The sequence below is a fragment of the Streptomyces sp. NPDC054872 genome (assembly GCF_053610705.1).
The window spans coordinates 105,980-119,825 of record NZ_JBSGYY010000021.1 but is presented as its reverse complement, the minus strand read 5'-3'; the positions used below and the strand labels follow the sequence as shown (position 1 = coordinate 119,825).

13 protein-coding genes, 1 other RNA gene and 1 pseudogene are annotated in these 13,846 nt (G+C 71.7%); 8 read left to right on the top strand and 7 right to left on the bottom strand.

Translation table 11 applies throughout. The features are described 5' to 3' along the window. The first annotated feature begins 46 nt into the window (after nt 1-46). From ACWGIH_RS25165 to ACWGIH_RS25150, 4 genes and pseudogenes are all read left to right on the top strand, one after another. A complete protein-coding gene (locus ACWGIH_RS25165; protein WP_453449433.1) occupies nt 47-928 on the top strand; it encodes a helix-turn-helix domain-containing protein in 882 nt (293 codons plus the stop codon). Nucleotides 929-947: 19 nt separating this feature from the next. Next, nucleotides 948-1,727: pseudogene (locus ACWGIH_RS25160) on the top strand (DMT family transporter); the annotation flags it as partial. 124 nt (nt 1,728-1,851) lie between these two features. Beyond that, an RNA gene (rnpB, locus tag ACWGIH_RS25155) (RNase P RNA component class A) lies at nt 1,852-2,261 on the top strand. A 235-nt stretch (nt 2,262-2,496) separates the two neighbouring features. Beyond that, complete coding sequence (locus ACWGIH_RS25150; protein WP_453449432.1) at nt 2,497-3,297, top strand: hypothetical protein; 801 nt, start codon at nt 2,497-2,499, stop codon at nt 3,295-3,297. Nucleotides 3,298-3,359: 62 nt separating this feature from the next. Here ACWGIH_RS25150 and ACWGIH_RS25145 read toward each other — a convergent pair whose 3' ends face one another. After that, a complete protein-coding gene (locus ACWGIH_RS25145) occupies nt 3,360-4,301 on the bottom strand; it encodes a glutaminase (protein ID WP_453449431.1) in 942 nt (313 codons plus the stop codon). Nucleotides 4,302-4,353: 52 nt separating this feature from the next. Further along, nucleotides 4,354-5,112, bottom strand: a complete 759-nt coding sequence (locus tag ACWGIH_RS25140) for a YqeB family protein (RefSeq protein ID WP_453449430.1) — start codon at nt 5,110-5,112, stop codon at nt 4,354-4,356. Between the two features lie 251 nt (nt 5,113-5,363). Between ACWGIH_RS25140 and ACWGIH_RS25135 the strand changes: the two genes are divergently transcribed. Beyond that, a complete protein-coding gene (locus ACWGIH_RS25135) occupies nt 5,364-6,326 on the top strand; it encodes an aminoglycoside phosphotransferase family protein (RefSeq protein WP_453449429.1) in 963 nt (320 codons plus the stop codon). A gap of 17 nt (nt 6,327-6,343) precedes the next feature. On the opposite strand, the gene ACWGIH_RS25130 is transcribed toward ACWGIH_RS25135, so the two are convergent. Next, complete coding sequence (locus tag ACWGIH_RS25130) at nt 6,344-7,114, bottom strand: SAM-dependent methyltransferase (RefSeq protein WP_453449428.1); 771 nt, start codon at nt 7,112-7,114, stop codon at nt 6,344-6,346. Between the two features lie 118 nt (nt 7,115-7,232). Continuing rightward, nucleotides 7,233-7,778 carry a DoxX family protein gene (locus tag ACWGIH_RS25125; RefSeq protein ID WP_453449427.1) on the bottom strand — a complete coding sequence of 182 codons (546 nt, stop codon included), beginning with the start codon at nt 7,776-7,778 and terminating at the stop codon, nt 7,233-7,235. Between the two features lie 183 nt (nt 7,779-7,961). Here ACWGIH_RS25125 and ACWGIH_RS25120 point away from each other — a divergent pair, with 183 nt between their 5' ends. After that, nucleotides 7,962-8,285, top strand: a complete 324-nt coding sequence (locus tag ACWGIH_RS25120) for a nuclear transport factor 2 family protein (RefSeq protein WP_453449426.1) — start codon at nt 7,962-7,964, stop codon at nt 8,283-8,285. A gap of 127 nt (nt 8,286-8,412) precedes the next feature. Next, nucleotides 8,413-9,438 (top strand): aldo/keto reductase, encoded by a 1,026-nt coding sequence (locus tag ACWGIH_RS25115; RefSeq protein ID WP_453449425.1) that lies wholly within the window; start codon nt 8,413-8,415, stop codon nt 9,436-9,438. Nucleotides 9,439-9,512: 74 nt separating this feature from the next. Here the strand turns inward: ACWGIH_RS25115 and ACWGIH_RS25110 are convergent, their stop codons facing one another. Together ACWGIH_RS25110 and ACWGIH_RS25105 are read right to left on the bottom strand one after the other, a co-directional pair. Beyond that, a complete protein-coding gene (locus ACWGIH_RS25110) occupies nt 9,513-9,977 on the bottom strand; it encodes a lamin tail domain-containing protein (RefSeq protein ID WP_453449424.1) in 465 nt (154 codons plus the stop codon). Nucleotides 9,978-10,137: 160 nt separating this feature from the next. Then, nucleotides 10,138-11,001, bottom strand: a complete 864-nt coding sequence (locus tag ACWGIH_RS25105; protein ID WP_453449423.1) for an SDR family oxidoreductase — start codon at nt 10,999-11,001, stop codon at nt 10,138-10,140. A gap of 133 nt (nt 11,002-11,134) precedes the next feature. Here ACWGIH_RS25105 and ACWGIH_RS25100 point away from each other — a divergent pair, with 133 nt between their 5' ends. Then, the gene (locus ACWGIH_RS25100) at nt 11,135-12,769 is read left to right on the top strand and encodes an alkaline phosphatase D family protein (protein WP_453449422.1); all 1,635 of its coding nucleotides are present in this window, start codon (nt 11,135-11,137) and stop codon (nt 12,767-12,769) included. 73 nt (nt 12,770-12,842) lie between these two features. Here ACWGIH_RS25100 and ACWGIH_RS25095 read toward each other — a convergent pair whose 3' ends face one another. Further along, nucleotides 12,843-13,844: a Gfo/Idh/MocA family protein gene (locus ACWGIH_RS25095; RefSeq protein WP_453449421.1), complete on the bottom strand. Its 1,002-nt coding sequence runs from the start codon at nt 13,842-13,844 to the stop codon at nt 12,843-12,845. Nucleotides 13,845-13,846 lie beyond the last annotated feature (2 nt).

Genomic DNA, 13,846 nt, shown 5'->3' with positions numbered 1-13,846 from the left:
GCGTCCCCGGCGTTGCACTCCTGAGAGGCGACGACGGGGGAGCGGCATGAGCGCGGGAACGGTGCACGGCGGCGGCAGCGGTGGCGGGGAGCACGCGGTGTGGACCCGCGCCCGTCTCGAACCGTGCGCGCCGCCCCTCGACCTCCTCACCGCCCGCTTCGACCGGCATCGCTACGCCCCCCACTACCACGAGGAGTTCACCGTCGGCGTCTGCGTCGGCGGCTCCGAGGTCATCGACTACCGGGGCGGGCGGCTCGACGTGGGACCGGGGAGCATCGTCGTGCTCGCCCCGGGCGAGGTGCACACCGGCGGCCCGGGACGCCAGGGCGGATACGCGTACCGGGCGATGTACCCGGCGCCGCACCTCCTCGCCGAGGGCACCCTGACCGCACCGAACTTCCGCGACCCGGTCCTGAACGACCCCGAGCTGGCCGCGGCCCTGCGCAGGGCGCACACCGAACTCAGCGGCGGCCCCGGCCCGTTGGGCATGTCGGACCCGTTGGACCCGCTGGAGGCCGAGTCGCGGCTGCCCTGGCTGCTCACCGCCCTCGCCCGCAGACACGGCAGCGCCCGGCTCCTGTGCGACACGGTGCCGGGCGCCGACCGCATCGCCCGCGCCGTACGCGACCGGCTGGCCGACGAGCTCCTCGCCCCACCGTCCCTCGCCGAACTGGCGGCGCCCCTCGGCCTCTCCCGCTACCAACTCCTGCGCGCCTTCCGTACGTCGACGGGGATGCCGCCGTACGCCTGGCTCGCCCAGCACCGCGTGACCCGGGCCCGCGGACTCCTCGACGCGGGGCTGCGGCCCGCGGAGGCGGCGTCCCTGGTGGGCTTCGCCGACCAGGCGCACCTGACCCGGTGGTTCCGCCGCGTCCTCGGGGTGACCCCGGCCGCGTACCGCAACAGCGTTCAAGACGGCGGGCGCTGAACGGCCGGAAACTGCCCGCATGACTGCACGCGGCTGGTTCCTCTTCTCCCTGATGGGCGTCCTCTGGGGCATCCCGTACCTGATGATCAAAGTGGCGGTCGAAGACCTCTCCCCCTCGATGGTGGTCTTCACCCGCTGCGCGCTCGGCGCCGCGCTGCTGCTGCCGTTCGCCCTGCGGCAAGGGGGCCTCGCCCGTGTCCTGCGCACCCACTGGAAGCCGATGCTGGCCTTCGCCTGCATCGAGATCCTGGGCCCCTGGTGGACCCTGACGGACGCGGAGCGCCGCCTCTCCAGCTCCACGGCGGGCCTGCTGATCGCGGCCGTACCGATCATCGGCGCCGTCCTGGCCCGCTTCTTCGGTGACACGGAGCAGCTCGGCGGGCGCCGCCTGGCGGGTCTCGGCCTCGGTCTCGGCGGAGTCGCGGTCCTGACCATCCCGCACCTCACCGGCGGCGACGCCTGGTCCCTCACGGAGGTCCTGCTCACGGCGCTCGGCTACGCGATCGCGCCCCTGATCGTGGCCCGTCACCTCAAGGCGGTCCCCACGCTCCAACTGATCGCCCCCTGCCTGACCCTGGCGGCCGTGGTGTACGCCGTACCGGCCGCGCTGACCTGGCCGTCCGCCGTACCGGACGCCCCGACGCTGGCCTCCCTCGCGGGCCTCGGCGTCATCTGCACGGCCCTGGCCTTCGTGGTCTTCCTGGAACTCATCCGCGAGGCGGGCCCCACGCGAGCGGTGGTCTTCACGTACGTGAACCCGGCGGTGGCGGTGGCGGCGGGCGTCGCGTTCCTCTCCGAACCCCTGACGGCGGGCATCGCGGCGGCCTTCACGCTCATCCTGGCGGGCTCGTTCCTCGCGACGTCGTCCTCTTCTCCGGGCCGGAGCTCGGGCACACGCCGGGTAGCATGGTCGACACGGCAGACGAGCCGGGCGGACGGCCGCGTGAAGCTCCCCTCACCAGGGGGTCTTCCCGAGGAACGTCCGGGCTCCACAGGGCAAGGTGGTGGCTAACGGCCACCCGGGGTGACCCGCGGGACAGTGCCACAGAAAACAGACCGCCGGAGGCTTCGGTCTCCGGTAAGGGTGAAACGGTGGTGTAAGAGACCACCAGCGCCTGAGGTGACTCAGGCGGCTAGGTAAACCCCACCTGGAGCAAGGTCAAAAGGGGTCCTGGAGACAGGACCCTGCGCGGACGATCGAGGGCTGCCCGCCCGAGTCCGCGGGTAGACCGCACGAGGTCCGCAGCAATGCGGACCCTAGATGGATGGCCGTCTCCCCGGCCGCCGCGAGGCGACCGGGCGACAGAACCCGGCGTACAGCCCGACTCGTCTGCCGCTTCCCCCCTCCGGGCCCCCGCTCTCCGCGACCCCCCTCTCCCTGGCCGCAATTTTTGCGGTTAAACGTCACCTTTGGTGCGTATTTTGCGGCTTATGCGCGTGATGGCCGTTACATTCCCTATGGGGTTCTTTGATGTGAGATCCGTAACTTCGTAGATGTCACCGCGACCGAGCGGACGACACACATCTGGAAACACATCCTGGAACCGACCCGAGAGGGCCTCTTCATCATGCGAACTGCCCGCACTCTGCGCACCACCGCCATCGCCGTCGTCGCCACCGCAGGCATCAGTCTCGGTGCCGCCTCCGGGGCCATCGCCGCCACCGGGCCCCAGGCGCCGGCCTCGACCGTGAGTGTCGAGGCCGCGGCGACCGCCAAGGGCAGCAAGGCCAAGACGGTCAAGCTGCGCGACGGCTCCATCGCCAAGGTCTACAAGCTCGGCAAGAAGAAGGCCAAGGCCGTCATCTCCGGCCCCAAGGGCGGCACTCTCGTCGCCAACGGCAAGAACGCCTACGCCAACCACAACGGCCTGCACATCAAGCTCACCCCGAGCGGCTCGCTCACCTCCTGGATGGACAAGGCCAAGCCGAAGCCCAAGCCGAAGCCGACCCCGAACAAGCGGGTCCTCGTCGCCTCGCCGACCCTCGCCGACGGCTCCACCGCGAAGGTCTACAAGCTGTCCACCCACCACTTCCAGGCCGACTTCTTCGGCGCCGGCGCCAGGCTCGGCTCCCTCGACGCGAACGGACGCGCCGCCTACGGCGAGAACAACGGCCTGCATGTCGCGCTCCAGCCCGACGGCCGGCTCAAGTCGTGGCTCGACGACGCCGGACAGGTCGCGCCCGACCCGCAGCCCCAGCCGGACGACGACGTGCGGCCCGACCCCGAGCCCACCCCGGACACCGACGACGTGAAGCCGGACCCGCAGCCCCAGCCCGACGACCACACCGGCACGGACACGGTGAAGCCGGACGAGCAGAAGCCCAAGCCCGACAGCGACACAGGGCCCGCCGCCCTCCCCGCGGCCTGACCCAGGGCGGGCGGGCGGCGACTCCGAGGGTGGATCCCGCCCGCCCGCGTTCGCCCCGGGTCTCAGAACACCGAGAGGCCCGTCAGTGTCGTGAAGCGGTCCAGTGCCGCCACTCCCGACACCGAGTTGCCCCGCTCGTCCAACCCCGGGCTCCAGACGCAGAGCGTGCAGTGGCCGGGGACGACGGCGATGATGCCGCCGCCCACGCCGCTCTTGCCGGGCAGCCCCACGCGGTAGGCGAAGTCGCCCGCGGCGTCGTACGTCCCGCAGGTGAGCATGATCGCGTTGACCTGCTTGGCCTGGCTGCGGCTGAGCAGGCGGGTGCCGTCGGCGCGGATGCCGTGGCGGGCGAGGAAGCCGGTGGCGAGGGCGAGGTCGGCGCAGGACGCCTCGACGGAACACTGGCGGAAGTATTGGTTGAGCAGGACAGGGACCGGACTGGCGATGTTTCCGTACGACGCCATGAAATGGCCGAGCGCGGCGTTGCGGTCCCCGTGCGCCGACTCGGAGGCGGCGACGCTCTCGTTGATGGCGAGCCCGGCGTTGCCGCTCTCCGCCCGCAGGAAATCGAGGAGAGTGCCCGCCGCGTCGCCCGTCTGGGTCTGGAGGCGGTCGGTGACGACGAGCGCGCCCGCGTTGATGAAGGGATTGCGCGGGATGCCGTTCTCGTACTCCAGCTGCACGAGCGAGTTGAAGGGGTTGCCGGAGGGCTCGCGGCCCACGTGGTCCCACAGGGCGTCGCCCTCGCGGGCCAGGTCGAGCGCGAGGGTGAACACCTTGGTGATGGACTGCGCGGAGAACGGCTGCTGCCAGTCGCCCACCCCGTACACCGTGCCGTCGGGCTCGGCGACGGCCATGCCGAACCGGCGCGGGTCGCAGACGGCGAGCGCCGGGATGTAGTCGGCGGGCCTGCCGCGCCCCGGCGTCTTCTCGATCTCGGCCGCGATGCGGTCGAGGACCGGCTGATAGGTATGGGGCGTCCGGGGCGAGGTCATGATCGCCATTTTGCCCCCGGGCGGCCGGGGCCGTGAGTCGCGGGGAGGGGGGCGGCGGCGCTCAGGACAGCGCGCCACCGCCCGTCCCGCTTTTGCCGGGTCCCCCTGCCAGCGGGCGCCAGTACTGGTCCTTGCCCTCGTCCCGTACGACGTACCCCAGACCCTGCATCGTCTCCGCGAGGTCCCGTACGTCCTCCGCGGCCTTGTTCTTCAGCGCGGCCTTCCGTGCCGCGAGGACCGCGTGCGCCTCGGCGGGCAGACCGGGGACGCCGGGGATCCAGCGGTGGAACAGGGCCGCGTGCGGGTCGGCGTCCTGCCACGGGTAGCCGTGTGAGCGGAACGCACCGGCCAGGGCGGCGGCCGGCGTCTTGTGGACGCCCCGGGTGAGCTCGCGTGACGTCTCGTCCAGGACCACCAGTTCCTTGCCGTCCAGGAACACCGCGGAGACGCGGGCGCGTTCGACGGTCCGCGTCCGGTCGTGCTGCTCCGTCACCAGCTCCTGGTCGGTCAGGCGCAGCTTCAGGGTCTCGTCGAGCTCCGTGACGGCGAGGAGGAGGCCGGCGACCAGGCCGACGCCCGTCACGATCGCCGTCTGCCACGGCCTGTCCAGCGAGCCGACGAACGTGATGCCGTCCCGCCAGGGCAGCACCGGCAGATCCGTCAGCCAACGAGCAAGCGGCGGCAGTGCGATGCCGAGCAGGAGGCCGAGGACCGGCATGCCGATGACTATGGTCAGCAGGTCACCGCGCGGGTAACCGAGGACCGTCGTCCGGTCCTTGTGGAGCGGGACGGGGCGGCCGAGGCTCTCTTCGCTGGTCATGTCCCCGACGGTAGGCGGGCAGGTGCCCGCGGGGGAGCGGCCGAAAGTAGGTGGGCGGCAGACTTCGGTCGGTGTCGTGGTGTGCGGGGCGGTCCGGTCAGCTGAGAGGGGTCGGTTGCTGTGTCGTTCCCCTTAGTTGAGCCGGGGCCGGTCCGTAGTCGTGCCTGCCCCGCAGCCGAGTCCGACCCGCAGCCGTGCCCTCGACGAAAACACGTTGCCGTCGTCCCGACTCCCCTCCTACCGTGCCGATCATGCTGCCCACCGTGGACACCGACGAGCAATGGGACGTCGTTGTCCCGGACGAGGCCGTCATGCGGCCCGGAGTCGAGGACCTGTGCCGCAGGCTCGGTCTCGACGGAGCGCCCCTCGACCGGTTCACGGAGGGGACACAGCCCGTCTACGCCGTCGGGGACGGCCTCGTCCTGAAGCTCTTCCCCGGCGCCGTCGCCCACGACGGCCTCGTGGAGGAGCGGGTGTTGAGCCATCTGCACGGCCGGCTGCCCGTCCCCACACCGCGGGTTCACGCGTCGGGGGCGTACGAGAACGGCTGGCGGTACGTCCTGATGTCCCGGCTGCCCGGCGAAGACCTCGCCGAGGCCTGGCCGCGCATCCCGCGTGCCGACCGCGAGCGCCTGGTCACCGAGGCAGGTGAGGCGCTCGCCGCGCTGCACGCCCTGGACCCCGGGCCGCTCACGGACGTTCTCGGGCCCGCCGACTGGGGAGCCTTTCTCGACCGGCAGCGCGCCGGGGCCGTCGCGCGGCAGCGGGAGCGCGGGCTGCCGGAGAGCTGGCTGGAGCAGATCCCCGGTTTTCTGGACGCGGTGCCGCTGCGGGCCGACGCGCCGCGCGTACTCCTGCACACCGAGTTCATGCGACAGCATCTGCTGGTCGGCTCCGTCGGCTCCGTCGGCGGGGCGGGGAACGGTGCCGGACGGCTCGGGCTCACCGGACTCTTCGACTTCGAACCCGCCATGATCGGGGACAGGGCGTACGACTTCGTGGGTGTCGGCCTCTTCGTCACGCGCGCGGAGCCGGGTCTCCTCGGCCGCTTCATGCGGGCCTACGGCCACACCTTCGAGCCGCGCGAACTCCTCGCGCACACCCTGCTCCACGTCTACAGCAGCCTGCCCTGGTACCTGCGGGAGCTGCCCGCCCCGCCGGAGCCGACGCTCGACGCGCTGGCCCGGACGTGGTTCGACGGCGGAAGCGGCTGAGTCCCGACGGCCCGCCCTCAGCCCACCGGCATCAGGGTCAGATACGCGAGGCCGAGCACCCGGCGGTAGCCCCGCAGCCAGCTGGAGCGCTGGCGGTCGGCCTTCTCGCGGGTCTCGGCGGCCAGCGGATGGCCGGGGTTCTCGGCGAGCCATTTCTCCACGTCCGTGCGGTAGCCGGACTCGAACTCCTCCCACTCCTCCGCGCTCGCCGTCTCCACCCACAGGGGGCGGAAGCCGGCGGCGATCGCCGCGTCCACGAGGTCGCCCAGGAAGAGGTGCTCGCCGGTGTGGGCCCCCGGCCACATCCCGGCGAGTTCGTCGGAGGTGGGCGTGCGCTGCCAGAAGCCCTCGCCGAGCACGACGCGGCCGCCGGGAGTGACCAGGCGGCGCAGGGCACGCAGCGCCGCCTCGGTGTGGCCGGGCGGTTCGGCGGAGCTGAGCGCGTGGCTCGAACCCAGGCACAGCACCAGGTCGGCGGGGCCGCGGGTGGTGTCCGTCGCGGACTCCTCGACGAAGGAGACCCGCCCGGCCAGACCGCGCTCCTCGGCGGCCGAGCGGCCCCTTGCCAGGTCCTCGGCCGACAGATCGACGCCCACGCCGGTGGCGTCCGGGGCGGCCTCGAGGACGCGGAGCAGCAACTCGCCCCAGCCGCAGCCGAGATCGAGGACGGAGCCGGTGCCCGGCGCGACACGTTCGACGAGGCGAGCGGCCCGCGCCTCGGAGAGCGGGCCGTGGAAAGTCAGGCCGGTCAGGCGGGGCGGCAGGTTCTGGGCGGGGGTGTCGGTCATGATCGCGGACGTTAGCCGGTCAACTCCACCACCGACCACTGACTTTCACTGACTTTCGCGCGATGCGCCGCGCCCTCCAGGGGCCGGTGTGGTCACGTGAGCCGTGGTGCGGCCGCCGTCAGGTCTCGTCCGGGGCTGCCGCGCTCTCCTGCTCCCGTACGTTCTTGGCCCGCGAGCCCACCGAGACGAGCACGCCGATCGCCGTCCCCGCCAGGGCCGCCGGCACCATCCAGTTGCGGTTGAAGGAGTGGCCGAGCGCGTCGTCGAGTGAGTAGGCGCCGGGGCCCGTGACGGCGAGGGTGGCGGCGACCATGCCGAGGAACGCCGGGTACTCGTAGCCGCCGGCCTGGCTGAAGAAGCCGTTGGGGGCGTGCACCGCGGTCGCCCCGGCCATCGCGCCGGCCGCCGCGGAACCGGCGGCGGGGGTCGCGAGGCCCAGCGCGAGCAGCGTGCCGCCGCCCGCCTCGGCGAGCCCGGCGACGACGGCGTTCGCCTTGCCGGGCGCGAAGCCGATGGACTCCATGAAGGCGCCGGTGCCCTCGATGCCGTGGCCGCCGAACCAGCCGAAGAGCTTCTGGGCGCCGTGGGCGGCGAGGACACCGCCGGTTCCGACGCGGAGCAGCAGAAGGCCCAGGTCACGTCGGTCGAAGCAGGAACGGGTCATGGCGCTGTCTCCTGGGATGGATGCCGGGTGGGTGCCGGGCGGGGTGCCGGATGAGTGCCGGGTGAGTACCGGGGGCTCGCTATCCCACCGTCCGTCAGAGCGTCGCCGCGCACCCCGCTCAAGCGGCCGTACGGGTGACCCCGTCCGGTGGCGGGGCGGGTCGGGCGATGTGACGGTGAGCGCATGAGCATCCAGATGAACCGGCTCACCGACCCGACGGTCCGGGCCTTCGTCAGCGCCGTGAACGCCCACGACGAGGCCGCCTTCCGGGCCGTCCTCACGTCGGACGTGACCATGTCCGACGACGGCTCCGACCGGGACGTGGCCGACTGGGCGGACCGCGAGATCTTCTCCTCCCACGGCCACATGGACGTGGAGAACGAGTCGGACGGCGGGCGCGCCCTGACCGTCTCGTACCGCAACGACACGTGGGGCGAGATGCGGACGAAGTGGCTGTTCACCGTCGACGGCGGGAAGGTCTCCCGGTTCGAGACGGGGCAGGCCTGAGTCAGGCCTGACGGTCTGGAACACCTGAAGGTCCGGAACACCTGAAGGCCTGGAACAGCACCCGGTGTGACGTGTTTCGCGTCAGGCCTTGCCTTCGCGTGCGCTTCAACTCCTAGCGTCCTTCGGCATGGAGACGACACGTGGGACAGCGGAGACGACACGCAGGACACTGGGGCGCAGCGGCATCGAGGTGAGTGCGCTCGGCCTCGGTTGCTGGGCGATCGGCGGCGAGTGGTCGGGCCCCGGCGGGGAGCCGTACGGCTGGGGTGCCGTCGACGACGAGGAGTCGGTGCGGGCGATCCGCCGGGCCGTCGATCTCGGCGTGAACTTCTTCGACACCGCCGACAACTACGGGACCGGGCACAGCGAGCGCGTCCTGGGGCGTGCTCTGGGCGCACGCCGGGACGACGTCGTCATCGCCACGAAGTGGGGGAACCTCTTCGACGAGGAGACCCGGACCGCGGTCGGGGGCGCGGACGACTCGGTCGCGTACGCGCGCCGTGCGCTGACCGCCTCGCTGAAGCGGCTCGGCACGGATCACGTCGACCTCTACCAGCTGCACATCGGCGACGCGGATCCCGAGAGCGCCGAACGGCTGCGCGACGCGTGCGAGGAGTTCGTGCGCGAAGGGCTCGTCCGGGCCTACGGATGGAGTACGGACGACCCCGCCAGGGCGGCGCTGTTCGCCGAGGGCGCGCACTGCACGGCGATCCAGCACCGGTGCAATGTGCTGCAGGACGCGCCCGAGATGCTGGCGCTCTGCTCGGAGCTCGGTCTGGCGAGCGTGCTGCGCAGTCCCTTGGCGATGGGGCTGCTCACGGGGAAGTTCGGCGGCGGGCGCGTGCCGGCGGCCGGGGACATCCGCAGCGCGCCGCCCTCGTGGCTGCCGGGCTTCGGGACGGGCGGGGGCGCGGATCCCGAGTGGCTCGGGCGGGTGGACGCGGTGCGGTCGGTGCTCACCGGCGGCGGACGGACGCTCGCGCAGGGCGCGCTCGCCTGGCTCTGGGCCCGTAGCCCGCTGGCCGTGCCCGTCCCGGGCTTCCGGACCGTGGCGCAGGTCGAGGAGAACGTGGGCGCGCTGGAGTACGGGCCGCTGACCGCGGGGGAGGCGGAGGAGGTCGAGCGGATCCTGCGCGGGGGAGGGCAGGAGTAGCTCCTGCTGCCCTACCCCCGCCCCCGTTCACTGTGGCCGGTGTGGCTGGTGTGCCCGATGCGGCCGATGTGCCGTCAGTGGCAGCTCTTGTACCCGGGGTTGCTGTTCGTCCAGGAGCACGAGTCCTTGAGCGAACCGCTCGGCTTGATGAGGCGGGCCTTGTCGCTGGTGTTGTTCCAGACGTACGAGCCGCGGCCCCAGTAGCGGACGCCGGACGCGTTGGTGCCCTTGCCGGTGCGGACCTTGACCGTCTTGCCCGCGCCGATCTTGTAGCTGCCGAAGGTGTACGTGTAGCCCGTGTTGTCCTTCAGCTTGTAGCCCTTGAGCTGGATCGCCGAGCCGGAGTTGTTGTGGATGTTCACCCACTCCGCGTTCAGCGAGGAGTTGGAACGGGAGTCCCGGCCCGGGCTGTCGAACTGGATGTACCCGAGGTGCAGTCCGCCCTGATGTGCGGCCGCTGTCGCGGGGGACGCGGCGAGCAGAGGGGCCGCGAGTGCGGCCGCGGCGAGGACGGCCGGGGCCGCGGAACGTATGCGCAAGGTGTGCTCCGAGTGTGCTCTGGATGTGCAGTTCTCGTGGAGGGCACGCTGAGCATACGGGGGTTGATGCGCGCAATTAACGCGGTATTTCCCGCTCCGTTTGTGTAGATGTGGGCCGACCGTGAACGGGGGTCACGGTCGGCCCACGAGGGGCCGGGGACTAACCCCGCCCGATGAACGGCATGTTCGTCGCGAGCACCGTGGCGAACTGGACGTTCGCCTCCAGCGGCAGTTCCGCCATGTGGCGCACCGTCCGCGCCACGTCCGACACGTCCATCACCGGCTCGGGCGCCAGCTCTCCGTTGGCCTGCAGGATCCCGTCCCGCATCCGCTCGGTCATGTCCGTCGCCGCGTTGCCGATGTCGATCTGGCCGCAGGCGATCCGGTGGGCGCGCCCGTCCAGGGAGAGCGACTTGGTCAGGCCGGTCAGTGCGTGCTTCGTCGCCGTGTAGGCGACGGACTGCGGACGCGGCACGTGCGCGGAGATCGAGCCGTTGTTGATGATCCGGCCGCCCTGCGGGTCCTGCTCCTTCATCTGGCGGAAGGCCGCCTGCGCGCACAGGAACGCGCCGTTGAGGTTGGTGTCGACGACGTGCCGCCACGCGTCGTACTCCAGCTCGTCCACCGGTACGCCGCCGGGCCCGAACGTGCCGGCGTTGTTGAAGAGGAGATCGAGCCGGCCGAAGCGCTCGCGCACGGCTGCGAACAGCGCGGCCACGTCCTCGGGCCGTGACACGTCGGTGCGCACGCACAGGGCGTCGGTCTCGGCCGGGGCGTTCACCTCGGCGGACCCCTCGGCGTGCGGGACGGGCCGCACCGCGGCGCCCTCCGACACCCCCGCGGCGATCGCCGCCGTCTCCTCAAGTGTCTCCTTGCGGCGCCCCGCGAGCGCCACGGACCACCCGGCCCGCAGCAGTTCCACCGCCACGGACCGGCCGATGCCGGAGCCCGCGCCGGTCACCACGGCGGTCTTTGCTTGCCCGGTCGGATGTCCGGTCGGATGCCCAGTTGGCTCAGCGTTCATGGCCCCGCAGCGTACGGGAGGTGTGTCTATAGGGTCATCATCCGCCCGCCATTTGGGTGTTGTGTACGCGACAGTCGCGCGTCTTCCCCCGCCACTTGCATGCCCAGGACACCAATCGTCAGGGGAGGGCTACATGACACCCACAGGCCAGCAGCACACAGCCGAGCTTCGAGCCGCCGCGCGCCACCTGGGCCGCCGGCGTTTCCTGACCGTCACCGGCGCCGCGGCCGCGCTCGCGTTCGCCACCAATCTGCCGACAGCGGGCGCCGCGGGCGCCGCCGAGATGGACGCGCGGAAGATCGCCGACGATCCGTTCACTCTCGGCGTCGCGTCCGGCGACCCGCAGCCCGACTCGGTCCTGCTCTGGACCCGGCTCGCCCCGGCACCGTACGAGCCGGGCAACGGTCTGCCGAACCAGCGCGTCGTCGTCGAGTGGGAGCTTGCCCACGACGCGGGTTTCCAGCGTGTCGCCAGACGCGGCTTCGAGATCACCCACCCCGAGTACAACCACACGCTGCACGTCGAGGTGGGGTTCCTGGACGCGGGGCGGACCTACTACTTCCGGTTCAAGACCGGGAAGTGGATCAGCGAGACGGGCCGCACCCGCACCGCGCCCGCGGCCGGCACCAAGGTGAGCTCCCTGAAGTTCGCCGCGGTGTCCTGCCAGGCGTACCACGACGGCTACTTCACCGCGCACAAACACCTGGCGAAGGACGACGTCGACGTCGTCTTCCACCTCGGCGACTACCTCTACGAATACGCGGTGAACTCGGCCGGCGGCCACCGCAACTACACCGACCGCGTACTGCCCGACGTCTTCAACCGCGAGACGAAGACCCTGGAGGACTACCGCCTGCGGTACGCCCTCTACAAGAGCGACCCGGATCTGCGGGCCTCGCACGCGGCCCACCCCTTCGTCGTCACCTGGGACGACCACGAGACCGAGAACAACTACGCGGACGACCTCGACGAGAACGGCAGCCCGCCCGCCGAGTTCCTGGTGCGCCGCGCCGCCGCCTATCGCGCGTACTGGGAGAACCTGCCGCTGCGCAGCCCCCAGCAGCCCGTCGGCCCCGACCTGCAGCTCTACCGCCGCCTCCAGTGGGGCCTGCTCGCGCAGTTCGACATCCTGGACACCCGGCAGTACCGCTCCGACCAGGCCTACGGCGACGGCGCGGACATCCCGGGCCCGGAGTCGACCGACCCGAAGCGCAGCATCACCGGGGCCACCCAGGAGCGCTGGCTCATCGACGGCTGGCGCAGCTCGAAGGCGGTCTGGAACGTCATGCCGCAGCAGGTCAACTTCTCACAGCGGAAGCTGGACCTCAACGCGGCGGCGAAGCTCAGCATGGACGCCTGGGACGGCTACCCGGCCTCCCGCGACCGCGTCCTCGCGGGCGCGGCGTCGGCCGGGATCAAGAACCTGATGGTGCTCACGGGCGACGTGCACGTCGGATACGCCTACGACATCAAGGCCGACTTCGACGACCCGGCGTCCAAGACGGTCGGCACGGAGATCGTCGCCACGTCCGTCGCGAGCGGCAGGGACGGCGCCGAGAAGCCCGCGACCTGGGAGACCTACACCAAGGCCAACCCGCACATGAAGTTCTACAACGGGCGGCGCGGCTACGTGACCGTGGACCTCGGCCAGGAATCCGCGCGCGCCGACTTCAAGACGGTGTCGGCGGTGACGACGCCGGGAGCGCCCATCACGACGGCGGCCTCCTTCGTGACGGAGGCGGGGAACCCGGGGCTCAAGCCCGCGTGACCCGAGCGGGTCCGGCCGGTCCGCGAGGGCCCGCGAGGGTCCACGAGGTTCCGCGAGGGCCCCGGGAGTGCGCTCACTCGCCCGGGTAGCGCACCCCGATCCGCTCCCGCACCGTGTCCAGGGTCCGCATCACCGCGAGGGTGCCGTCCAGCGGGACCAGGGGTGACTCGGTGTCGCCCGCGCGCAGCCGGTGCATGACCTCGGCGGCCTCGTGCTTGAGGCTGTCGCGGGGGCCGAACTCGGGGGAGGCGGCGAACTCCTCCGGGTCACGGCCGTCGCGGTGCAGCACGAAGCTCTCCGGGAAGAAGAAGCCGTTCGGGATGTCGATGCGGCCCCGCGAACCGGTGACGGACGCGGTGACGGGGGTGCCCGCGTTGATGGAGCAGTGCAACAAGGCGTGAGCACCGCTCTCGTACGAGAGCAGCATTCCCGTCTGGAGATCGACGCCCTCGTCCGAGAGCGTCGCTCTCGCACTCACCCCCGAGGGCTCCCCGAGCAGCAGCTGCGCGAACGACACCGGGTACACCCCGAGATCGAGCAGCGAGCCGCCGCCCTGCGCCGGGTCACGGAGTCGGTGCGCGGGAGGGAAGGGGCCCGCGAGGCCGAAGTCGGCCTGTACGGTCCGCACCTCGCCGATCGCCCCGTCGTCGACCAGCGCCTTCATCCGCCGGATCAGCGGATGGCAGTACATCCACATGGCCTCCATCAGGAAGAGGCCGCGCCGCCGGGCGAGCGTCACCAGCTCCGCCGCCTCGCGCGCGTTCAGCGTGAACGCCTTCTCGCAGAGCACCGAGCGGCCGGACTCCAGGCAGAGCCCCGCCGCCGCCCGGTGCGAGGCGTGCGGCGTCGCCACGTACACGACGTCGATGTCCTTGTCCTCGGCGAGCGCGCCCCACTCCCCGTACGCGCGCGGTATGCCGAACCGCTCGGCGAACGCCTTCGCCGACGCGTCGGTCCGCGAGGCGACCGCGACGACCTCCGCGTCCGGCATGTCGAGGAGGTTCGCCGTGAACGATGCGGCGATCCCGCCCGTCGCGAGGATGCCCCAACGCACGGGCTCACGGTTGTCTTCCACTA

Bases quoted from the DNA above. Each gene is read 5' to 3' on its own strand.
- ACWGIH_RS25145 (WP_453449431.1), bottom strand. From the start codon at position 4,301: ATGGCGATCATGACCTCGCCCCGGACGCCCCATACCTATCAGCCGGTC.
- ACWGIH_RS25100 (WP_453449422.1), top strand. From the start codon at position 11,135: ATGACACCCACAGGCCAGCAGCACACAGCCGAGCTTCGAGCCGCCGCG.
- ACWGIH_RS25150 (WP_453449432.1), top strand. From the start codon at position 2,497: ATGCGAACTGCCCGCACTCTGCGCACCACCGCCATCGCCGTCGTCGCC.
- ACWGIH_RS25125 (WP_453449427.1), bottom strand. From the start codon at position 7,778: ATGACCCGTTCCTGCTTCGACCGACGTGACCTGGGCCTTCTGCTGCTC.
- ACWGIH_RS25130 (WP_453449428.1), bottom strand. From the start codon at position 7,114: ATGACCGACACCCCCGCCCAGAACCTGCCGCCCCGCCTGACCGGCCTG.
- ACWGIH_RS25140 (WP_453449430.1), bottom strand. From the start codon at position 5,112: ATGACCAGCGAAGAGAGCCTCGGCCGCCCCGTCCCGCTCCACAAGGAC.
- ACWGIH_RS25135 (WP_453449429.1), top strand. From the start codon at position 5,364: ATGCTGCCCACCGTGGACACCGACGAGCAATGGGACGTCGTTGTCCCG.
- ACWGIH_RS25115 (WP_453449425.1), top strand. From the start codon at position 8,413: ATGGAGACGACACGTGGGACAGCGGAGACGACACGCAGGACACTGGGG.
- ACWGIH_RS25120 (WP_453449426.1), top strand. From the start codon at position 7,962: ATGAGCATCCAGATGAACCGGCTCACCGACCCGACGGTCCGGGCCTTC.
- ACWGIH_RS25105 (WP_453449423.1), bottom strand. From the start codon at position 11,001: ATGAACGCTGAGCCAACTGGGCATCCGACCGGACATCCGACCGGGCAA.
- ACWGIH_RS25165 (WP_453449433.1), top strand. From the start codon at position 47: ATGAGCGCGGGAACGGTGCACGGCGGCGGCAGCGGTGGCGGGGAGCAC.